At 63.7% G+C, this 22,012-nt stretch carries 17 protein-coding genes; 5 read left to right on the top strand and 12 right to left on the bottom strand.

Annotated features, from left to right (window positions below):
• Window positions 1-19 precede the first annotated feature (19 nt).
• Window positions 20-160 carry a spore photoproduct lyase family protein gene (locus ACZ2GY_RS01215; RefSeq protein ID WP_277357345.1) on the top strand — a complete coding sequence of 47 codons (141 nt, stop codon included), beginning with the start codon at window positions 20-22 and terminating at the stop codon, window positions 158-160.
• Window positions 161-308: 148 nt separating this feature from the next.
• On the top strand, window positions 309-782 hold the full coding sequence (locus tag ACZ2GY_RS01210) for a cupin domain-containing protein (RefSeq protein WP_277357344.1): 474 nt from the start codon (window positions 309-311) through the stop codon (window positions 780-782).
• Window positions 783-860: 78 nt separating this feature from the next.
• Here ACZ2GY_RS01210 and ACZ2GY_RS01205 read toward each other — a convergent pair whose 3' ends face one another.
• The 3 genes from ACZ2GY_RS01205 to ACZ2GY_RS01195 are packed head-to-tail and all read right to left on the bottom strand — an operon-like array spanning window position 861 to window position 4,916.
• Window positions 861-2,012 carry a mannitol-1-phosphate 5-dehydrogenase gene (locus tag ACZ2GY_RS01205; protein ID WP_471672733.1) on the bottom strand — a complete coding sequence of 384 codons (1,152 nt, stop codon included), beginning with the start codon at window positions 2,010-2,012 and terminating at the stop codon, window positions 861-863.
• Window positions 2,012-4,129: a PTS mannitol transporter subunit IICBA gene (locus ACZ2GY_RS01200; protein ID WP_471672732.1), complete on the bottom strand. Its 2,118-nt coding sequence runs from the start codon at window positions 4,127-4,129 to the stop codon at window positions 2,012-2,014. The genes ACZ2GY_RS01205 and ACZ2GY_RS01200 overlap by 1 nt, the downstream gene beginning before the upstream one ends.
• A 58-nt stretch (window positions 4,130-4,187) precedes the next feature.
• Window positions 4,188-4,916, bottom strand: a complete 729-nt coding sequence (locus tag ACZ2GY_RS01195; protein WP_471672731.1) for a TetR/AcrR family transcriptional regulator — start codon at window positions 4,914-4,916, stop codon at window positions 4,188-4,190.
• Between the two features lie 66 nt (window positions 4,917-4,982).
• Here ACZ2GY_RS01195 and ptsP point away from each other — a divergent pair, with 66 nt between their 5' ends.
• Together ptsP and ACZ2GY_RS01185 are read left to right on the top strand one after the other, a co-directional pair.
• Window positions 4,983-6,683, top strand: coding sequence for a phosphoenolpyruvate--protein phosphotransferase (ptsP, locus tag ACZ2GY_RS01190; RefSeq protein WP_471672730.1), 1,701 nt, complete (start codon window positions 4,983-4,985; stop codon window positions 6,681-6,683).
• Window positions 6,684-6,774: 91 nt separating this feature from the next.
• Window positions 6,775-6,990, top strand: a complete 216-nt coding sequence (locus ACZ2GY_RS01185; RefSeq protein WP_471672729.1) for a hypothetical protein — start codon at window positions 6,775-6,777, stop codon at window positions 6,988-6,990.
• 25 nt (window positions 6,991-7,015) lie between these two features.
• Here ACZ2GY_RS01185 and ACZ2GY_RS01180 read toward each other — a convergent pair whose 3' ends face one another.
• From ACZ2GY_RS01180 to ACZ2GY_RS01145, 8 genes are all read right to left on the bottom strand, one after another.
• Window positions 7,016-9,709 carry a multicopper oxidase domain-containing protein gene (locus ACZ2GY_RS01180; protein WP_471672728.1) on the bottom strand — a complete coding sequence of 898 codons (2,694 nt, stop codon included), beginning with the start codon at window positions 9,707-9,709 and terminating at the stop codon, window positions 7,016-7,018.
• A gap of 40 nt (window positions 9,710-9,749) precedes the next feature.
• Complete coding sequence (locus tag ACZ2GY_RS01175) at window positions 9,750-10,919, bottom strand: globin domain-containing protein (protein ID WP_277357337.1); 1,170 nt, start codon at window positions 10,917-10,919, stop codon at window positions 9,750-9,752.
• Window positions 10,920-11,024: 105 nt separating this feature from the next.
• The gene (locus ACZ2GY_RS01170) at window positions 11,025-11,474 is read right to left on the bottom strand and encodes an RrF2 family transcriptional regulator (protein ID WP_056545952.1); all 450 of its coding nucleotides are present in this window, start codon (window positions 11,472-11,474) and stop codon (window positions 11,025-11,027) included.
• A gap of 57 nt (window positions 11,475-11,531) precedes the next feature.
• Window positions 11,532-12,770, bottom strand: a complete 1,239-nt coding sequence (locus ACZ2GY_RS01165) for an MFS transporter (RefSeq protein WP_277357336.1) — start codon at window positions 12,768-12,770, stop codon at window positions 11,532-11,534.
• Between the two features lie 21 nt (window positions 12,771-12,791).
• The gene (gene narI, locus ACZ2GY_RS01160) at window positions 12,792-13,544 is read right to left on the bottom strand and encodes a respiratory nitrate reductase subunit gamma (RefSeq protein WP_056545949.1); all 753 of its coding nucleotides are present in this window, start codon (window positions 13,542-13,544) and stop codon (window positions 12,792-12,794) included.
• Window positions 13,545-13,546: 2 nt separating this feature from the next.
• Complete coding sequence (narJ, locus tag ACZ2GY_RS01155) at window positions 13,547-14,224, bottom strand: nitrate reductase molybdenum cofactor assembly chaperone (RefSeq protein ID WP_277357335.1); 678 nt, start codon at window positions 14,222-14,224, stop codon at window positions 13,547-13,549.
• On the bottom strand, window positions 14,221-15,921 hold the full coding sequence (gene narH, locus ACZ2GY_RS01150; RefSeq protein ID WP_277357334.1) for a nitrate reductase subunit beta: 1,701 nt from the start codon (window positions 15,919-15,921) through the stop codon (window positions 14,221-14,223). The genes narJ and narH overlap by 4 nt, the downstream gene beginning before the upstream one ends.
• Entirely contained in the window at window positions 15,921-19,637 is a 3,717-nt protein-coding gene (locus ACZ2GY_RS01145; RefSeq protein WP_471672726.1) for a nitrate reductase subunit alpha, read from the bottom strand. Before ACZ2GY_RS01145 ends, narH begins: the two co-directional genes overlap by 1 nt.
• 80 nt (window positions 19,638-19,717) lie before the next feature.
• On the opposite strand from ACZ2GY_RS01145, the gene ACZ2GY_RS01140 reads away from it, so the two are divergent.
• Window positions 19,718-20,446: a hypothetical protein gene (locus ACZ2GY_RS01140; RefSeq protein WP_471672725.1), complete on the top strand. Its 729-nt coding sequence runs from the start codon at window positions 19,718-19,720 to the stop codon at window positions 20,444-20,446.
• A 5-nt stretch (window positions 20,447-20,451) separates the two neighbouring features.
• On the opposite strand, the gene ACZ2GY_RS01135 is transcribed toward ACZ2GY_RS01140, so the two are convergent.
• A complete protein-coding gene (locus ACZ2GY_RS01135; protein ID WP_346027868.1) occupies window positions 20,452-21,837 on the bottom strand; it encodes an MFS transporter in 1,386 nt (461 codons plus the stop codon).
• Window positions 21,838-22,012: the final 175 nt, after the last annotated feature.

Here is a 22,012-nt window from a genome sequence, read left to right as displayed (position 1 = left end):
ATCGACGGCCGGCTATCGGGTGGGTCTGACGATCGCGCCCATCATGCCCGTACCCGGTTGGCAGGAGCAGTATGGCGCCCTGCTGAATGACGTCTCCGAGGCAGTCGACGGCGTCAGCGACCTCGACCTGACGGCCGAAATAATCACCCTCCGTTTTTGATCCTGGGATACCAGCGCAGCAGCACTTCCTTGCTCGCGGGAGTAACTTCTTTACTGGACCTGAACCGAAGGCCCATCAGCCTTCCGAGGCCGGCGGGTGGCCCGCCATCACTCTGGCGGTCCTGGCCGGGATGGTCAAGGATGGATTCATGGACATCACTGACAACGGACCGAACCCCAACGCGTTCAACATCGAGGACGCCACAACGGAAAACGCCGCCTACCGTCGCGTCGCCTGGACAGGCAAGCACCTGCAGGTGACGCTCATGTCGATTGAGCCGGGCGGTGCAATAGGCCTCGAAGTGCATCACGGCACTGACCAGTTCCTGCGTATTGACGCAGGAACTGGTCGCGTGAAGATGGGGCCGTCGAAGGACGACCTCTCCTACCAGCAGGATGTCGAGGACGGCTGGAGCATTCAGGTGCCAGCCGGAACCTGGCATGACGTCGAAAACACCGGCGACGAAGCACTCCGCCTCTACACCATTTACGCGCCTACCCACCACGCCCAGGGCATCGTGCAGCAAACCCCGGAAGACGCCGAGAAGGACGAGGACCAGGGCAAGGACGAGCCGCCGAGCTGGGTTGAGGAAGTCGACACCAAGGGCGAAGAGAGCGCCTGAGTCAGCGCACCCTCAAGAAGAACGACGACGGCGCCGCACCCCTGATGGGGTACGGCGCCGTTTCGGTGGGCTCAGAACTCAGACCAGCGCGCTCTGCCGCTCCTCCACAAGCTTCAGCACATCCGGGAACAACGGATGATCCGATGAGAGCCCGGTGATCTGTTGAGTAGCTTCGGCTGCCCCTGAGGACCGTAGGAGCTTCTGTAGCTCAACCGCCTCGGCATCCGCCGGATCATCAAAACGCAGCGCTGACTCAATCGCCTTCAGCAAAGCCGAGGGCGTAGTACCTCGCTCGGCGAGCTCGGCGGCCGGACCGATGAACCGCTCATTCCGGCTGAGCTTGCGCAGGGGTGCACGCCCTACCCGGATCACGGTGTCCGGAAGGTGCGGGTTGGTGAAGCGCCCACGGATCTTCTGGACGTACGCCTCCTGCTCGGCCTCATCGAAGCCGTGCTTGTCCACGAGGAGCTGCTTGGTTTCCCCGAGCACCGCTCGAACATCCGCGGCTACTGACGGATCAGCCATAGCCTCGGAGATCTTCTCCAGGCCCGCCTGGTACCCGAAGTAGGCCGCCGACGCGTGTCCCGTGTTCACGGTGAACAGCTTCCGCTCGATATACGGGCCGAGCCGGTCCACGAACATCGCCCCCGGAATCACCGGCGGATTGTTCCCGAACGGCGTCCGGTCGATCACCCACTCGTAGAAGGTCTCCACCGTCACGTCCAGGCCTTGGCCGGGCTCCTGATTTGGAACGATGCGGTCCACTGCAGTGTTGGCGAAGACCGCACGGTCTGCCAGGTCCCCGCCTGCCTCATCCCAGGATGCAGCGACGAACTCCCGAAGGATGTCGGTCGCGTTGATCGCGTTTTCACAGGCCATGACCTGCAGCGGGGCGGAGCCGCCCGCCCGTGCGGCTATCCCCTTCGCGATCACCGGCGCCACGAACTTAAGGATGTGCGGGCCCACAGCTGTGGTTACGATGTCAGCGGAACTGATCTCCTCGACCAGCCGGCTCTCCTCCGTAGTGGAGTTCACCGCACGGAAGTTGTCGACTGCATGCACGGCCGGCTGCTCACCCACCTCGTGGACGCGGTAATTCTCCGCGCCCGCCAGCTCGCTGATGAGAGCGTCCGCGACATCCGCGAACACCACCTCATAGCCGGCCTGATGGAGGAGCAGCCCAACAAAGCCGCGCCCGATGTTCCCTGCTCCAAAGTGGACTGCCTTCACTATGCGTTGACCTTCCGGAAGATTTCGAGGATCTCCTCAGCCGAGGTCGCTGCCTCCAGCTGGGCCACCTGCCCCTTGTCCGTGAAGACCTTCGCGATGGAGGACAGAATGTGCAGGTGCTCGTTGTTCACACCGGCCACGCCGACCACGAACTTGACCTCCTTACCGTTCCAGTCGATTCCCTCCGGGTAGCGGACAAAGGACACCGCGGACTTGCGGATGTGGCCCTTCGCCGCGTTGGTGCCGTGCGGAATCGCCAGGAAGCTGCCCATGTAGGTGGAGACGGATTCCTCGCGTTCATGCATGGCGCGGAGGTAGCCCTCATCCACTGCGTCGCGAGCCAGCAGCAGCTGCCCTGCCTCGTCGATGGCTGCATCCCTGTTGGTCGAGGAACCGCTGAGCACAACACTTTCGGCAACCAGGATGTCCGACGCCGATTCCTCACCATCCGCAGACGCTGCGGCAGCGTGTGCGCCGGCTCCTCGAGCATCAGGAGACGTCCCGCCGGCTGCCTCTTCCGCGGCATTTCCCGCCGCGTGCGCTCCGGCAGCGTGTGCGCCGCCGAAGGATCCGGCATCAGCATCCGAGCCGGCGCCGGTACCCGCTGCTGCACCTGCATCCGCCCTGTCACTGCGGCTTTCCTTGACCAGGTCCACGATTTCCTCATACCGGGGGCTGTTCATAAAGTTGTCCACAGAGACGTGCACTGCGCTGGAGGTAGCGGGCTTGGCCCGTTCCGTCAGGTCCTGGTGGGTTACAACGACGTCGTAATCATCCCGTAGATTCGCGATCGAAGCATTGGTGACCTTGACGTCCGGGTAGCCGGCCGCCTTGATCTTGTTCCGCAGTACCGATGCGCCCATCGCGCTTGAACCCATGCCGGCGTCGCAGGCAAAAACAATGTTCTGGATCGGTCCGGCCATCACAGCAACGTTCCCGCCACCGGTCAGGTTGGAGGCAACAGAGCTCTTCTTGCCCTTCATCGATTCCATCCGCGAGGTGGCGGCCGCAAGACCGCCTTCATCGCCGTCGTCGTCTTTCTGCTTCGAGGTCTTCAGGATCACCGAGGCAACCAGGAAGGACACGGCGGCCGCAAGGATCACCGACAGAATCACACCGAAGTAGCTGTCACGGGCCGTCTGGGCGAGTACAGCAATGATCGAACCGGGAGCGGCAGGGGCGACCAGGCCGGAGTTGGTGACGGCGAGCGTCGCGATTCCGGTCATGCCGCCGGCAATGGCGGCCAGGATCAGCAGCGGGCGCATCAGGACGTATGGGAAGTAAATCTCGTGGATGCCGCCGAGGAAGTGGATGATTGCAGCTCCGGGAGCGGACGCCTTGGCAATGCCGCGGCCGAAGAACATGTACGCCAGCAGGATGCCGAGGCCCGGGCCGGGGTTTGCTTCGAGGAGGAACAGGATGGACTTGCCGTCCTCCAGTGACTGTTGGACACCCAGCGGGGTGAGGACGCCGTGGTTGATGGCGTTGTTCAGGAACAGGACCTTGGCGGGCTCGATGAAGATGCTGGTGAGCGGCAGGAGCCCGTTGTTCACCAGGAACTGGACCACGTTGCCCGCAGCCGTGCTGAATGCCTCGACCAGCGGGGAGATACCGTAGAAGCCGATCAGCGCGAGTGCTGCTCCCCAGATGCCGGCGGAGAAGTTGTTGACCAGCATCTCGAAACCGGGCTTGATCTTGCCGTCCCAGATTTTGTCGATCTTCTTCATGGTCCAGCCGCCGAGCGGGCCCATGATCATGGCGCCGATGAACATGGGAATACCAGCGCCGACAATCACGCCCATGGTGCCGATTGCACCGACGACGCCACCGCGGACGTCATAGACCATCCGGCCGCCGGTGTAGGCGATCAGGAGCGGCAACAGGTAGGTGATCATGGGGCCCACAAGGCCGGTATTCGGGTTGCCCTCCGCATCCGTTCCGAAGCCGCCCAGCTCCGCAACCGGAAGCCAGCCCGCTTCAATGAAGAGCGCGGTAATGAGTCCCCACGCAATGAATGCACCGATATTGGGCATGATCATGCCGGACAGGAACGTCCCGAACTTCTGGACGCCGACGCGCATGCTGCCCTTGGGCTTCGCAGCTGTCTCTGTTGCCATGTGATTTCCTAACCGTGAGTCCCGCGCCAGCGCAGGATGGTCCGATAGATGTGGAGCACTATGTGGTGGAACTGGTTGAGATCCGGTGGAGCCACTCAAGGAAGAGCTTGAGTTCGGAACTGGACAGCTGATCGGAGTGCGATGACTGCAGTGCTGCATTCAACGCGATCGCAGCCACCACAACCGACGATTTTCCAGACGTTTCGTTCCCGTTCTGCTCCGCCTGATCCGAAGCCACCGCATAGATCATGGCGTCCCGGGTCATGGTGGACAGATCGAGGTTCCGGTCAACGACAGCTTCTGCGATCAGCATGAGCGTTACTCCCACGTTGGCTGCCAGGATGCTCCTGGCCGCCTCACTCGGCTGAACGCTCAACTGGCCGGCAGCAGCGGCCTTGTTCAGCATCTCTTCCATGAGCGCCTCGGCATCTGCAACGATGGCCGGGCGGCTTTCGGGGCGGATATTGCCGAACATCACCAGATAGAGCTCCGGCTGGTTGAGCCCGAATTGCACGTGGTTGTCCCACATCCGCCGGATGTCCACCAGCGGCTGTCCGGACGGAGCAAAATCTCTCTCGCCCGCCACATACTCTTCGAAACCAGCTGAAACCACCGCATCAAACAGGCCTTCCTTATCACCGAAGTGGTGGTACAGGGTAGGCGCGCTCACCCCCGCCAGCTGGGTGATCTGGCGGGTGGAAACGGGAGCTCCAGCAGAGTTGGCCAGCAGTTCTGCGGCTGCACGCAGCAGTCTCATCTTCGCCGGTGGCTGGCCTTCGAAACTCATGGCCGCTAGCCTAGCACCTATAGCAACGCTATATGAACTGCGTCACAACGAAAATGAGGACCTCCAGTGCAGAACTTTCAAGGAGTAGGCGTCAGCCCCGGTCGAGTGATCGGACCGGTCCGCCAGATGCCCAAACCCGTCAGTGAACCTCCGGCCGGGGAACAGCTTCCCGACGGCGTGAGCGCCGAGGAGGCAACGGCGGAGCTGAAACAGGCAGCAACGGCGGTCCACGACGAACTCAAGTCGCGTGCCGAGCGTGCCTCAGGTGACGGCAAGGCGGTCCTTGAGGCAACGGCGCTGATGGCCAGGGACACGATGTTGCTCAAAGGCGCCGGGAAGCTGATCGCGAAAGGTCTGTCCAACCAGCGGGCCGTCTGGGAATCCGCGGCCTCAGTGTCCGAGATGCTGCACAACCTCGGCGGGTACATGGCTGAACGCGCAACGGACGTCCTTGATGTCCGCTCCCGCATTGTCGCGGAGCTCCGCGGCCAGGCGGCTCCGGGCATTCCTGCCTCTGCCACACCGTTTGTCCTCGTCGCCGAGGACCTTGCGCCGGCCGACACCGCCACGCTGGACCCCGCCGTTGTCCTCGCCCTCGTCACATCGGGCGGCGGCCCGCAGTCGCACACCGCCATCATTGCCCGCTCCCTCGGGCTGCCTGCCGTAGTGGCAGCACCCGGCGTCGACGACCTGCCCGACGGCGCGGAAGTGTACGTCGACGGCGCGGCCGGCACGCTTGTCGAGGAACCAGGGGATGCCGAACGGAGCGCGGCTGCCGCGTGGGAGGAAACAGCTTCACTGCTGGCTGACTTTGACGGCCAGGGCACGACGGCGGACGGTCATCTGGTGCCCCTCCTCGCCAATGTGGGCGGAGCGAAAGACGCTGTGGCTGCAGCCGAGCTTGGGGCCGAAGGAGTTGGCCTGTTCCGGACCGAGTTCTGTTTCCTTGAGCGGGACAGCGAGCCGACCGTCGATGAGCAGGCAGCTGCCTATCAGGGCGTCTTCGACGCTTTTCCCGGCAAGAAGGTTGTACTCCGTACCCTCGATGCCGGAGCGGACAAGCCGCTCCCCTTCCTCACGGACGCGACGGAGCCTAACCCGGCATTGGGGGTCCGCGGTTACCGCACGGACCTCACCTCCCCCGGCGTGCTGCAGCGGCAGCTCGAGGCAATTGCCCGCGCCGCTGAACAGTCGGAAGCAGACGTGTGGGTGATGGCACCCATGATCTCGACGGCGGACGAGGCTGCGAAGTTCGCCTCCATGTGTGCTGACGCCGGCCTGAAGACGCCCGGCGTGATGGTGGAAGTGCCGTCCGCTGCCCTGACCGCGGACGCCATCCTCCGCGAGGTGTCGTTCGCGAGCCTCGGCACCAACGACCTCACGCAGTACGCCATGGCCGCGGACCGCCAGCTTGGCCCCCTTGCAGCGCTCAACACACCCTGGCAGCCGGCCGTGCTGCGGCTGGTCCGCCTTTCAGCCGAAGGCGCGGCAGCGGAAGGCGCAGCCGCAGAACGTAACGCCAAACCGGTGGGAGTCTGCGGTGAGGCAGCAGCGGACCCTGCGCTCGCCGTCGTACTGGTGGGTTTGGGCGTCACCACGCTGTCCATGACCGCGCGGTCCCTGGCCGCAGTGGCAGCTGTGCTCAAGACCGTGACGTTGGAGCAGGCGCAGGAACTGGCAGAACTTGCACTCTCCGCGCGCACCGCTGAAGATGCCCGGAGCGCCGTGCGCGGCAAGCTCCCCGTGCTGGAAGACCTCGGTCTGTGACCTGCCCGGCGCCCCGGTGACGGCCTTGACGCGGACCGTCGCCGGGGCATAGGACTCAGGTATCAGCTATTCGGATACGCGAGGAGAGACCATGAGCGAAAGCACGTCGGACAAGCCGCAGGAAATCGACGAGGACCTGCCGGGCAAGCCGCCGGTCGATCCGGATGTCCAGTCCGATCCCGCCGCCGACGCCAGCGATCAGGGCGACTGGACAGGCGAGGGTGGGGCAACGCCGTCGGGCGCGGCAACTGACGCGGCAGATGACGACCGCCCCACCAACGAGGAGGACGAGCAGCGCGGGGAGTGAGACTGCTCAACGAAGGTCGGTGACATCACGGTGCCTCGGTGACCGCGATCATCCCCTGCGCACCCCGCTCGGCATCAGCGAGGGAATGATTGAGGAACATGTAGTTTCCAGGTTGGTCGAACTGAAGTTCCACGTAACCGCCCTGAGCCGGCGCAAGGTCGAGTGATTGGGCACCGCCCTGCTCCGGATTGTCCTTTCTCAAAAGGTAGGCGCCTTCCTTGAAGACGGTGTCGAACTGATCGCCGACGATGTGGAAGCTGGTACCGCGCGAAGGCCCGGCCGCCAACACCCACACGCGGACGCGTTCACCGGTCTCCGCCTGAAGCGGCTGGAACATGTACTGGTTGGCGTGTCCGTTCCATATGACGGCGTCCGGTTGCCCCGCAGCGATCGCCCTTACATCCACCGCACCGGAGCCGTCCTCAAGGTAGGCCTCCGACTGCACCAGGAGGTACTCGCGGTCGGCGGGTGGCAGGTTCGGCGGATCAATAATCACCGCACCGAACATCCCGGAGGCAATGTGGGCCGAGACAGGCGCGGTGGCGCAGTGGTACAGCCAGATGCCGGACCGCTCGGCGCGGAACCGGTAGACCAGGGATTCCCCGGGCGGGATGGAGCGCATGACTTCGTCAGGAGAGACCGCGCCCGCATGGAAGTCGATTGAATGCCCGATGCTCCCGTTGTTGACCAGCGTGATCTCAAAGGTGTCGCCGACCCTACCGCGCAGGGTTGGGCCGTTAACCTGCCCGTTGTAGGTCCACGCTTCCTGGAGAACCCCCGGAGCGATGGCGCGCTGCTCCTGCTTGATCTCGAAAGTGAAGCGGTGCACCGTGCCTGCCGGCGCCGGCTGGAGGGCCGCTTCACGCGCCACAAAGCCGGGGCCGGGGTCCTCGCTGAGGTTGAGCGGCCCGCCGGTACCGCCGCTCCCGCCATGGCCGCCATGGTTGCTCTCGCTCCCGTGGTTGGCCCCGGCTGCCGCAGCCGGATCATCACTGGGACCGCCAATCACGTTGACCTCGAACACCATCCCCATGCTCCGGTGCCCGACGACGGTGCACCAGCCGTCCGTGCCTGCCGTGATGAGGCCGGCGTCCAGGATGGCTGTTTCTCCCGGGCGGAGGCGCTCCGACCGTTCGCCCGTTTCGAGCGCGAGGTCATGCACGGTGGTGGGATCATCATTGCTCAGTTCGATGACCAGCGTGTTCCCGGCAGGCACGTCCACGGACGCCGGGTGGAACTGCATGTCCCGCGCAGAAACCTTGACGCGGGTTTCTTCACCGGTTGCCTCTACCTCGGCGGTCCCGGCCCGCTGAGCCAGGTTCAGTCCAACCGCCGCCGGGTCCAGCATGATGCCCGCTCCTGCTCCCGCCAGGACGATCACGACGCCGGCCGCGGCCAAGGCCAGATGGCGTTGCGGAGCCGGAGGAGGCTCGATGGTCACCCGCACCGGGCGCCGAAGTCCGTTGGACCCATCCTGGTCGCGGACCGTCGCTTTCCGCGCAGCCACCGAGACCCTCACCGCGCGGACCATGAGCGGCAGGAAGGACACATAAGCGGCGAGAACCAGCGCTGAGGTAATCACCCTGACCCAACTGGCCTCACTGAACACGAAGATGAGCAGGCCGAAGTTGATGACTGCGATCCGCAGCATCGCGAAACGGTTGGTTTCCTGCAGCGCGTTGCGGACAGCCGCCGGACCGCCGCCCATAACGGTGGGCATCAGGAAGCTCATGGCGCCCAGGAGTACCTGGGCGGCGAAACCGGCAACCACCGGAACGGTGAGCAGGTGCAACCGCTCCGGGTCCACCGGACCGGTGACGATCAGGAGGAAGAGTCCCAACAGTGAACCGGTGAGCCAGAGCAGTCCCGCAGCCACAGAAAACGTGGGATAGTCGTTGGGCCGCTTCTGCCAGGCGCACTTGACGAAGTAGAACCCGGTGATCACGACGCCGTCGAGGTAGACGAGGACTCCCAGCGCAGCCGGAACGGCCCACCCGCCCAGCGCCCCAACGGTCGTCAACAGCGTCCCGGCGAGCATGGCCGCGAGACCCCAGCGCCCCGCGCGCGCAAGCCCGTCCACCATGCGGGTCCTCAGCATGGTCGGCCAGAGCGTCACCAGCGTTCCGATGACCGTGAGACCGACAAAGCCCAGCACATTCAGCGCCTGGTGAGCCAGCAGGAACCGCGCATGCGCGCGCTCATCGAGCCCGTACGCCAGAACTGCACCGAAGGCAGCACCGACCGGCAGCAACAGCGCGGCTGCGATGTAGTACTTGATCGTTGACCCGAAGCGGGACGGCAGAGCCGTCCGCAGCTGTTGCATCAGGGACACTGCATGCCAGGTCACCATGGCTCCGATAACGACGGCGCCCACCAGCGTCAGCGCCCAGATGCCGGTCAGTACACCCGCAACAGTGGCTGCGATGCCGAGGTTCAGCAAACGGATGCGGAGCACCTGGATGTTCCGCTGCTCCTCGCCGAGCCGGTTCTTCAGCAAAGCCTCTGCGAAGTGCTGGCTCCAGATGAGGATGGAGTTCGTGACCATTCCCAGCACGAACATGTGGACCAGCAACCAGCGGGACTCCGGCACCCACCGGTGAACCAGCGCCAGCACTAGCAGCAGCACAAACCAGACCAGCACCGGCCTGCTGGCCTTCCGATGCCAGGACGCCCGTGCGGCCGGCAGCCGGCCCGTCGTCGTCGTCGTCGTCGTTCTCATAGTGCTTACCGCCGCTTCATGGTGCTAGCCGCCCACCGGATCAGTTGGCTGAATTCATCCAGAGGTCAGGACCGAAGACCTCGTAGTGGATGCGGTCGGCCGGGACCCCGGCGGCGAGCGCCTCCGCGCGGATGTTCTTCATGAAGGGAAGCGGACCGCACAGGTACACAGACGCGCCATCGGGAATGTCCAGCCCCTTCAGGGACATGAACCCGGGGTGTGCAGTGCCGGTCGGGTTCTCCAGCCATAGTGTCAGCCGGGCGCCGGTGAGTGCATCGACGTCGGCATTCATCTGGTCCTTCAACGCCCACTGGTCGAGGCTGCGCTCGGCATGGAGCACCAGGACCTCACGCTCAGAGCCGCGCTCCACCAGTGAGCGCAGGATGGACGCTGACGGAGTGCAGCCGATGCCTGCGGTGGCGAGCACCAGCGGCGCGTTCCCGTCAGCAAGAGTGACGTCACCATATGGGTTGGATACCTCGATCACGTCCCCGACAGCGACGTCGTTGTACAGGACCGGCGAAACCTCTCCGTTGTCATCGCGCTTCGTGGTGAAGACCCGCCGGCGGGAGCTGGTCTCCGCCGACAGCGAGTACTGGCGCACCTGACGGAGGCCGTCGGCCAACTGCACGCGGACGCTGACAAACTGACCGGGCTTGGCGAGGGTTACCGGCGTGTCATCCGCCGGCTCAAGCGTGAAGGTCATGGCCGCGGTTCCCGCCGGCTGCTTGGCGACGACGGTCCAGGAACTCCAGGGCTGAGTGTTGGCCTGTTCGGCGTAGAGCCCCTTTTCGATCTTGATAAGGGCGTGGGCCATGAGCCAGTACACCTCGCTCCAGGCAGCAGCGATCTCGCTGGTGATGACGTCGCTGAGCTCATGGGCGATTGCCTCAAACAGGTATTTGTAGACGACGTCGTACTGTTCGGGTGCGATTCCCAGGGAGGCATGTTTGTGTGCGATGCGCGAAAGCATCACCTCGGGGTAGGTGTCCGGGTTGCGGACCAGGTGCGCAGCGAATCCGGCAACGCTTCCGGCGAGCGCCTGTTGCTGGGAGCCGTTCTTCTGATTGGCCCGGCTGAACAGACCGTCCAGCAGTTCGGGATGCGCTGCGAAGAGGCGCCCATAGAAGTTCTTTGCGATGCCCGGCATGCGCTCTCCAACGAGCGGGAGGGTGGCTTCAATAATGGGAAAGGACTGGTCCGAGAGCATCGTTTTCTCCTGCGTAGAAGGGCTTACACAAGAAAAGTAGCATTTCTGATACCAGTTTTTGCAGGGATTTCTACACCACGTAGAAAGTTCCTTGAATTTGAGCTGTCAGGCCGACTTACGTGTGTGCAAAGTCACGAAGACCGGGCCCATCTGCTCCGTTCTAGGCAGTTCTGAAATGACGAGGTCATCCAGTTCCGAGTAGAAGGCCTCGCGTGCCCGGCGCAGTGCAGCGCGCAGCGAACAGCGATGGTTCAGCGGGCATCCGCCTGCGGCACTTTCACAGTCGACGACATCGGCACGGTCATCCAGCTGCCTGAGGAGCCAACCCACCGTGGCGTGCCGCCCGGCTTGGCTGAGGGTCACGCCCCCGCTGCGTCCCCGCGTAATGTCAACGAGTCCAAGCGTACGCAGACGCGCGATGGCCTTGCTGACGTGGTTGTAAGGAGTGCCGATGCCGTCCGCGATGTCCCGGGATGTGAGCAGGTCCCCTTCCGGGGCCGCCGACAGCAGCATTACTGCGCGCAGGCATACGTCTGCAAACGCGTTGATCCTCATGCTTTAAGTCTAGGTCAGCTAACAAAATCAATGCACCGCCACCCCATGCTCCGCGGGTCAGGACGGCGGCTGAGAGTTTTCGGGCTTGCCCTTCACCGCGAAGAGAGTGAAAAGGAGCGCAACCAGTGCTGTGACCGTGAGCAACATCAGCCCGATGAAGTAACTGTTGTCCTCGGCGTCGTAGGTGGCGCCCATAATCAATGGCGGAAAGTAGCCGCCCAAACCGCCCGCAGCGCTGACAATCCCTGCAACCGCACCTACCTTCTCCGGCGGAGACAGTACCCCCACCCATGCGAAGACGCCGCCCGCACCGAGACCGAGCGCCGCAGCCATTGCAAGGAAGGTCAGCCCCGCCGGCACCTCGCCGGCCGGCTTGAGGTTCACCACCCAGGCGAGGATGGCAACAGCGGCAAGGGAGGTGAGAACCACTGGTTTCGCCCCGATCCGGTCCGCCAGGATACCGCCCACCGGGCGAGCCAGCACCGCCGCGAGAGCAAAGCCCGCTGTGCGTGTTCCGGCCGCCGTGAGGTCGAACTCATAGATGTCCCGCAGGTAGGTGGGCAAGTAGGTCGAAAATGACACGAACCCGCCAAAGACCACGGCGTAGAGGAAACACATCCGCCAGGTCACTCCCAGCCGGGCGGCGCCCAGGAGTTTCGCGGCGACTCCGGTTGACGGGACCGACGGTCTCGCAGGTGCCTCCTGCATGAAAAGCCACACCACGATGGCCGTGGCCACCAGCAGCCCGGCAATGAGAAGGTGCGTGGCAAGATAGCCGATCAGGTCCACGAGCCGCGGTGTGAAGAAGGCAGACAGTGCGGTTCCGCCCATGCCGGCACCGAAGACGCCGGTGGCGAATCCCCGCCTTTCGGGCTCGTACCAGGCGGAGACAAAAGGTATCCCGACGGCGAAGACGGTTCCGGCGATCCCCAGCAGGAACCCTGCCGCAATGAGGAGGAGATAGGAATTGATGGTTCCCCCCAGGGCCACCAGCAGGATCGGCGGGACGGCTGCGAGCAGTACGGCAGTGAACATGACCCTTCCGCCGTGACGGTCCGTGAGGACACCGACCACAATCCGCCCGACCGACCCCACCAGCACGGGCATCGCTACCAGTGCTGCCGTTGCGGAGGGGGCAAGGCCCAGCTGCGCAGTGTACGTGCCGCTGAGTGGTGCAATGACCGTCCACGCGAGGAAACCAACCACTGAGGCGAGCGTTGCCAGCGCCAGGTTGCGGGTCTTCCCCGGTGTATGGGTAGCCGGCGGAGTTGCGCTGGCTGGGGTCTGTGGGCCCATCTCTTCCCCTCTGCCTCGTCCTTATCGCCTGCGGTTATCGCGGTCCGGTGTACCGACGGGCGCCCAGCCCCGACGCGAGGGTGAACTGCCCGAACCTCTGCGATCCCTCGACCTGTAGACGATGTAGGGCCGGAACAGGTAATGGAGGGGAGCAGTGAACGCATGCACCAGGCGGGTGAATGGCCAGATGACAAACAGCAGCATGCCCACCAGCGTGTGCAGGTGGAAGGAGAACGGAGCGGCCGCCATGGATGCAATGTCCGGTTGGAAAATGAAGAGGGAACGGAACCAGGGCGCTACCGTCTCACGGTAGTTGTGCCCGTGCCCGCCAAGGAAGACACTCGCCAGCGTGGTCCACAATCCGAAGACGATCGCGGCCGCGAGAACCACGTACATCATCTTGTCATTGCGTGTTGTCGCCATGAAGACAGGGCCTGTCTTACGGCGGCGGTAGATCAGGATCGCGATCCCGCCAAGAGTGCCGATTCCTGCGATCCCCCCGACGAAGAGCGCGTTGAAGTGATAGAAGTCCTGACTCATCCCCACTGCTTCGGTCCAGGACATGGGAATGACCAGACCAAAGAAGTGGCCGGCCACTACCGCCAGAATGCCGAAGTGAAACAGCGGTGATCCGATCCGCAGCAGCCGGGACTCGTACAGCTGCGAGGAGCGCGTCGTCCAGCCGAACTGGTCATAGCGGTACCTCCAAATGAGCCCGCCGATGAGCACCGCCATTGAGACGTACGGGGCAATTCCCCAGAGCAGGACGTCCATGGTCAACCTTTCGATGAACTCAGGGGGAGCAGGCGCGGATCATACGGATCGAGGCCCACGGATTCCGTCTGCGGCCCCTGTCTGGCCAGCCGCATGACGGCGTTGCGGTCCGCGGGTGACGGGCCGGGCAGGGTGTCGCACACTGCACGCACGAGGTCGGCGTGCGCCAGCTTGTCGTCCTCGAGAGCCAACCGGATCAGTTCGACGCTCGGGCGGAATCCCAGCAACAGATCCCTTCCTGCAGCCGGGTCCACCGTGGCTGCGAACTCAAGGACCATCGGCAGGTAGTCAGGCAATTCACCGTCCAGGTCCACCAACACCTCGCTGCGCCGGTACACCCGCTTGAATTCGCCCAGCACCTCGCCCCTGCGCCGGGTATCGCCGTCGGTCCAGTAGGACAGATGGAGCGAGTGCCGCCGGCTCAGGTCGAATTCCTGCACATACGTCGCCTGGACCTCGGGCAGTGCACTGGTCTCGAGCTGACGGAGGACGGACTCAAATGGTGCAAGCGCGCCGTCGTGCTCGGAGAGAGCCGCCCGGATCAGCGGGATCCGGCCGAGCAGCTCCTCATCGGGATAGGACAGGCACCAGGCCGCGGCGAGGTAGGTGACGGCCTCCCTTCCCTCGCGTCCCTCCTGCGTAGACCTCTTCGACGTCCAGCCGCCAAAGAGCTTGCTCATCGCCGTTCCTCCCCATCGGAGTGATCGTATTCCTGCGGATCATCGCGCGGCTGGTCAGGGAACATGCCCTCAGGCACTCCATTGCCGTCCCAATTCAGCAGATTGACCCGACCACGCAGCGTCTCCCGACCTCCGGGAGCGTCGGAGGTCTGCCGCTGCTGCAGCGCATTGAACGTTTCCACTGCGACCGGTGTCGGTACGCCGCTGGCCTCCCCGAAGGGGGAGTCCTGCATGCCGGGGCCGCCGTCGAAATCGAGGGAACATCCCAGCTCCTCGAGATCGTGTGCCTGCTCCACGTGGGCTTTCGGAATCACATAGCGTTCGTCGTACTTGGCGATAGCCATCAACCGGTACATCTCATACATCGTTTCGCCCTCCATCCCGACGGAAGCCGGAATGGAATCGTCCGGATCGTTGCCCAGGCTGATGCCGCGCAGATAGGAGCGCATGGCAGCGAGCTTCTTCAACACACCGGTAACCATCTCGGAATCGCCCGCGGTGAAAAGCTCGGCAAGGTACTCAACCGGAATGCGCAACTCGTCGATGGCGCCGAACAGGTTTCCGTGGTCTTCAGCGTCATGCCCCTGGTCGCGCAGCAGGTCAACAATCGGAGAGAGCGGCGGAACGTACCAGACCATTGGCATGGTGCGGTACTCCGGGTGCAGCGGAAGGGCTATCTTGTAGACTTTCGCGAGCGCGTAGACGGGCGAGCGCTGCGCGGCATCGATCCAGTCGTCCGGGATGTCCTGCTCGCGGGCAGCCGCAACCACGGCCGGGTCATTGGGATCCAGCAGTACGTCCAGCTGCGCCTGGTAAAGGTCCTTGTCATCCGGAACCGATGCCGCTTCGGTTACTTTGTCTGCGTCATACAGGAACAGGCCCAGATAGCGCAGGCGGCCAACACAAGTTTCCGAGCATACGGTGGGCAGTCCCACCTCGATCCTGGGGTAGCAGAACGTGCACTTCTCCGCCTTCCCGGTCTTGTGGTTGAAGTAGACCTTCTTGTACGGGCAGCCCGTGATGCACTGACGCCACCCGCGGCAGCGGTCCTGGTCAATCAGCACGATTCCGTCTTCCACCCGCTTGTAGATAGCGCCGGAGGGGCAGGAGGCCATGCAGGAGGGGTTGAGGCAGTGCTCGCAGATCCGCGGCAGGTAGAACATGAAGGTCTGCTCGAACTCGAACTTGATCTTGTCTGCGGACTCCTTTCGGACTTTCTCGACCATCGGGTCCAGATGGCCCATCTCCGTTGTGCCGGCCAGGTTGTCATCCCAGTTGGCGGACCAGGTCACCTTGGTGTCTTCCCCGGTGATGAGCGACTTCGGCCTGGCAACGGGGAAGTCGTCGCCGAGCGGGGCGTCCACGAGGTTCTTGTAGTCATACGTCCAGGGCTCGTAGTAGTCGGCCAGCTCAGGCTGCACGGGACTCGCGAAGAGCCCAAGCATCTTCTTCAGCCGTCCGCCGCCCTTCAGCTTCAGGCGGCCGCGCTTGTTCAACTCCCAACCCCCGCGCCATTTATCCTGGTCCTCGTAACGCCGGGGGTACCCCTGCCCGGGCCGGGTTTCAACATTGTTGAACCAGACATACTCGGTGCCCGCCCGGTTGGTCCAGGCCTGCTTGCAGGTCACCGAGCAGGTGTGACACCCGATGCACTTGTCCAGGTTCATCACCATGCCCATCTGAGCCATGACACGCATCAGTACTTCACCTCCTGTGAACGACGGCGGACCCTCGTAACCATGTCCCGCTGGTTTCCCGTTGGGCCCAGATAGTTGAAGGCGTAGGCGAGCTGGGCGTAGCCGCCGATCATGTGGGTCGGTTTGACCAGCAGCCTGGTGACCGAGTTGTGAATTCCGCCGCGCCGGCCGGTCGCCTCGGACTTCGGTACATCGATCGTCCGTTCCTGTGCGTGGTAGACGAAAACGACGCCGGACGGCATCCGGTGGCTGACGATCGCCCGGCCGACCAGTACGCCGTTGGTGTTGACGCACTCAACCCAGTCGTTGTCCTTCACCTCAATGGAGGCAGCGTCCGCAGGGCTCATCCAGACGGTCGGGCCGCCGCGTGAAAGCGAAAGCATCAGCAGGTTGTCCTGATACTCCGAGTGGATGGACCATTTCGAGTGGGGGGTGAGGTACCGTACCGTGATTTCCCTGGTGCCGTCGGGGCCCAGCTTCGGCTCACCGAACAGCCGGTTCATGTCGAGCGGCGGCCGGTAGATGGGCAGGGCCTCCCCGACGTCACGCATCCAGTCGTGATCCAGGAAGAAGTGCATGCGTCCCGTCAGTGTGTGCCAAGGCTTCAACCGTTCAACGTTGACGGTGAACGGAGCGTAACGGCGGCCCCCGGTCTCCGAGCCGGACCATTCCGGCGAGGTGATCACAGGAACCGGTCCTGCCTGCGTCTGGGCGAAGGTAATGCGTTTCTCCTCCGACCCCTCCGCCAGGTCCGCCAACTTCACTCCGGTGCGTTTCTCGAGGTCCTTGAAACCCTGGACGGCAAGCTCACCGTTTGTGGTTCCGGAGAACGCCAGGATTGCCTCAGCCATTTTCGAATCGGTGTCGATCGCCGGCCGGCCGTTGCCCGCGCCGCCCTGCATGACCCCGTTTGAGTGCCCCAGCCGGTCAACTTCCCGTTTGACACGGTAAGTGATGTTTTTGACGGTGAAGCCCAGCGTGTCGGCCAGCGGCCCCACGGACGCGAGCTTGTCGGCAATAGCGGTGTAGTCCCGCTCGACAATATGGAAATTGGGCATGTTCTGGCCGGGAACAGCCGGAATGTCCTCCCGGCGCCAATCGCGCACCACACCTCCCGGCTGAGCAACCTGCCCGGGGGTGTCATGCTGCAGCGGCACACTCACCAGGTCTTTGCGCACACCGAGGTGCGTCTTGGCCTGGCGGGAAAACTCCCTGGCCAGCAGGTGGAAGGTCTCAAAATCCGACTTCGATTGCCACGGCGGGTCAATAGCCGGGGTGAAGGCGTGGACAAATGGGTGCATGTCGGTGGAGGAGAGATCGTGTTTCTCATACCAGGTTGCGGCGGGGAAGACGATGTCCGAGAGCAGCGTGCTCGACGTCATCCGGAAGTCCGCGGTGACCAATAGGTCCAGCTTCCCCTGCGGCGCTTCCTCATGCCACGTGACGTCCTCGGGAAGCTGGCCGCTGGAATGGTCCTCGCCCATCACGTTGTTGTGGGTCCCGAGCAGGTTGCGGAGAAAGTACTCGTTTCCCTTTGCCGAGCTTCCGAACAGATTGGACCGCCAGAGCATCAGGGTGCGCGGCCAGTTTTTCGGGGAGTCGACGTCCTCAATGGCGGGATTGAGCTTGCGGCTTTTCAGCTGATCCGCAATGTACGACGGCGCGTCGGCCACCTCACCGCGATCCACCGCGTCTTGGGCTTCCTCGGCCAGATCCAGCGGGTTCCGGTCGAACTGCGGGTAGAAGGGCATCCAGCCGAGCCGGTTGGACTGCGCCAGGGCATCGGCGGTGTGCATGCCGTCGAGGTTTCCGGTGGACAGCGGTGACTTCAGCGCGTCAGCGGAGTAGCCGTCCTGGCGCCACTGGTCAGTGTGCATGTACCAGTAACCCGTGCCGATCATGGTGCGCGGCGGCCGGGACCAGTCCAACGCGTTGGCCAGTGAGATCCATCCGGTGATCGGCCTGCATTTCTCCTGGCCGACGTAGTGGGCCCAACCGCCGCCGTTGCGGCCCATGCACCCGGTGAGCATCAGAAGCGACAACACTGCCCGGTAGGTTGCATCCCCGTGGAACCACTGGCAGATTCCCGCGCCCATGATGATCATCGAGCGGCCGTTGGACTGCTCGGCATTGCGGGCGAACTCGCGCGCCACCCGGATGCAGGCCTGCGCGGGGACGCTCGTGACCTCCTCCTGCCACGCCGGCGTGTAGGGAGTAGAAGCATCGTCGTAACTGCCCGCCCACTCCCCCGGCAGCCCCTCGCGGCCCACACCGTACTGGGCAAGCATGAGGTCGAACACCGTGGTGACGAGGTGCCCTTCGACCTCCCGAACGGGAACGCCGCGGCGCTGGACTCCTGCCTCACCGGACGGGTCATCGAAGCGCGGCATGAGGATCTCGGCGCTGCCGGCACCGGAGGTTTCCAGCATGGACAGCGCGGGGTCAATCTCTCCCAGGTCGAGGTTCCACTTGCCCATGCCGCCGTCGTTGTAGCGGTGTCCCATCGTGCCGTTGGGGACGGCGACCCGGCCGGTCTTCTGGTCGAACAGGACCGTCTTGAACGCATCATCCTCGCCCGGAGCATGTGAGCTCAGATCCGCGGCGGTGAGGAATTTGGTCGGGACCAGTGCGCCGCCGTCGTGCTGTTCCAACCGGACAAGGAATGGCAGGTCCGTGAACTGGCGGACGTAGTTGCGGAAGAACGGGACCTCCCGGTCCACGAAGAACTCCTTGAGCATCACGTGGCCCATGCCCATGGCCAGCGCGGCGTCCGTGCCTGCCTGGGCAGGCAGCCACTCGTCGGCGAACTTGGTGTTGTCCGCGTAGTCGGGGCTCACCGAGACCACCTTGGTTCCGCGGTAACGCACCTCCGTCATCCAGTGCGCGTCCGGCGTACGGGTCACAGGTACGTTCGAGCCCCACATCATCAGGTAGGTCGCGTCCCACCAGTCGCCCGACTCCGGAACATCCGTCTGGTCACCGAACACCTGCGGGCTGGCCACCGGCAGGTCCGCGTACCAGTCGTAGAAGGACGTCATCACTCCGCCGATGAGCTGGATGAAGCGGTTACCCGCGGCGTGGGACACCATGGACATCGCGGGAATCGGCGAGAAGCCGGCCACCCGGTCCGGTCCGTGGGCTTTGATGGTGTGGACATGCGCAGCCGCGGCGATCTCGATTGCTTCCTGCCAGGGAATCCGGACGAGGCCGCCCTTGCCGCGGGCCTGCTGGTAGCGCCGCCGCCGGTCGGGATCGTTCACAATGTCTGCCCATGCCAGCACCGGGTCCTTCAGCCGGGCCTTTGCCTCCCGGTACATCTCAATGAGCACACCGCGTCCGTACGGGTAGCGGACCCGGGTTGGGGAATAGGTGTACCAGGAAAAGGCCGCTCCGCGCGGACAGCCGCGCGGTTCATATTCCGGGCTGTCGGGACCTACGGAAGGGTAGTCGGTCTGCTGCGATTCCCAGGTGATGATGCCGTCCTTGACGTACACCTTCCAGGAGCACGAGCCCGTGCAATTGACCCCGTGCGTGGAGCGGACCACTTTGTCATGGCTCCAGCGGTCCCGGTAGAAGATGTCGCCGCTTCTTCCGCCTTCCCTGAAAACCGCCCGGCCGTCATCGGTTTCTTCCCACTTGCTGAAGAAACGCCCCAGCTTCAACAACGCGTCAGAGGCCGAACCATCAAGCCCCGCACGAACAGGTCCCTGTGCCATAAAACCAACCTAGGCGAGGCAAGTATTACTGACCAGCGTTTCTCAGCTGTTTGGAATAAGTCAACGCAAATGTGTGGTATTTGCGGGCAACAAGTTCGATCGGGCGCATCAACATCGGGCGCACCAGCCTCCGGTTCTCGGCGGCCGAACGCACACCGTACATAATGGAAACCATGAGCGCCGAGACCGAACAATTCGTAGGACACATCGCCAGCCTGGGCACCACATCGGGAGTGCGCATCGTCATCGGCATGTGGGGCGCGTCCCCGTACGGTGCGTTCACCGACGTGATGGTGCAGAGCGCCGAAGGAACGCGCACGCTGCTCGCTCCGACGTCGGCCGTCGCCGACTACGTGTCCGGAGCCTATTCCTTCGACATTGTGCGCACCGTTCCGCTGACGGTCAGTATGGGAGAGGATTCGCTCGCCCTCGATGCCGGCCCGCTCAGTATCCGCGCGGAACTGGGTGAGTCAACCGTCGTCGGGCGTGTGCTCGGCCTGATTCCTACCATGATCGCCACCCATCCGCGCTGGCTGACTGCCATCAACCCCATCTCCAAAATCATCATGCCCGGCGTGCGCACAGCAGGTACCACGAAGGACGGCCGCCGGCAGTTCTACGGCGTCACCGGCGCCCGGGTCATCACCGCCGCAACGGCGTCGTGGGCGGGCGATCCACTCGGCGAGCTCACGAGCGTGCGTCCCCGCGTGCGGTTCGGGTTCAGCTCGGTGCCGAAGAAGCCGCAGGTGGTGGACGTAACGACGACGGTGCTGCCGCTCACCGAATCAACGGCAGTTTCCGGTACCTGACGCCGCTAGGCAGCTTCTGCCGCCACTTTGCTGCCGGGTGTGTTGCGTCCGCGCAGCGAGAGGCCCGCGGTCTCGGGAGTCTTGATGAGCGCGAGAGCTCCGATCACGCACGCGCCCATCATGTACATGGCCGGGACCAGATTGTTCCCGGTGCTTTCCACGAGTGCTCCGTTGACCACCGGGGCTGTTCCGCCGAACAGGGCAGTGGCGACGTTGTAGGTAATGGCAAAGCCGGCAAACCGTACGTGGGTGGGAAACAGGGATGGGAACATCGCCGAAATGGTCGCAAGCTGCGGCAGGTAGAGGAGTCCGAGGACCGCAAACGCCAGCAGTGCAAATCCGAACCCCAATCCCATGAGCATGTACATCGGCACTGCCAGGACAAACAGCCCGATCAGAGAGAACCACCACAGAGGCTTGCGTCCGACCCGGTCGGACAGTGCTCCAAAAAAGGGGATCAAGGCCATCAACACGACTTGTCCGATGAGCAGCAGGGTAAAAGTGGCGTCCGCGTCCATGTCGATCGTGACCTGAAGGTAGGTAGGCATGTACTGCAGGAACGTGTAGTTCACTACGTTGAGGGCGATTACGAGCCCTGACATCGAGAGGATCGGACGCCAGTACTTGGTCAGCAGGTCCTTCAGCGCCACCCCGGCTTTGGATTCGGTTTCGCCCTTCGACTCCGCCTCCCGGAAGACGGGAGTGTCCTCGAGCTTCTTGCGAAGGTACCAACCAACCGCTCCCATGGGACCCGCGATGAGGAACGGAATGCGCCACCCCCAGTCGGCCATGGCGTCGGCGCCGATGATCAATTGGCACAACAGAGCGACCAGGCTGCCCAAGGCAAACCCCGCGAGCGTGCCGAACTCCAGGAAGCTGCCGTAGAAACCGCGTTTCCTGTCCGGGGAGTATTCAGCCATGAAGGTCGCCGCGCCACCATACTCACCGCCGGCAGAGAAGCCCTGAATCAACCTCAGCAGAACCAGCAGCGCCGGAGCGAGGAAGCCAGCGGCGTCATACGTTGGCAGCAGACCAATGCAGAAAGTGGAACCCGCCATCAACAGGATGGTCATCGCCAGCACGGACTTCCGTCCGATCTTGTCACCCAACGGACCCCAGAAGAACCCGCCGAATGGCCGCACCAGAAATGAGACGGCGAAGGTTCCCAGCGCCCAGACCGTTGCCTGGTCTCCCGGGAAGAAAATGGAACTGATGTACACCACCATCAGTCCGTAGATGCTGTAGTCGAACCACTCGACACCATTGCCGATCGCGGAGGCGCCGATCGCCTTCCGAAGTGTCCGTTTCCCTTCGGGAGTTTCGGAATCCGGAGTGGCGAATTCCCCTGCGTCCGTTGTGGGAGGTCCGGTTGTTCTCTCCTGCTCAGCCATGCGTCTCCTTCGTGTGGAGGCGCCCACGGCGCCCATGGGTCTCACAACGAAACTATGAGTTCGGCTGCGGGAGTGTCAAAGGGCGCCCACCACCAAGGGAACTTTTGCGCAGATCCGGCGACTTGCCGACGTCGTCAGCTCACCAGACCTGCGCAAAAGTTCCTGTTCAAGGTGC

It is taken from the genome of Arthrobacter sp. KKT183 (assembly GCF_055657625.1).
Note: the sequence above shows the minus strand (reverse complement) of the source record. Positions and strands in the feature narration are given on the sequence as shown.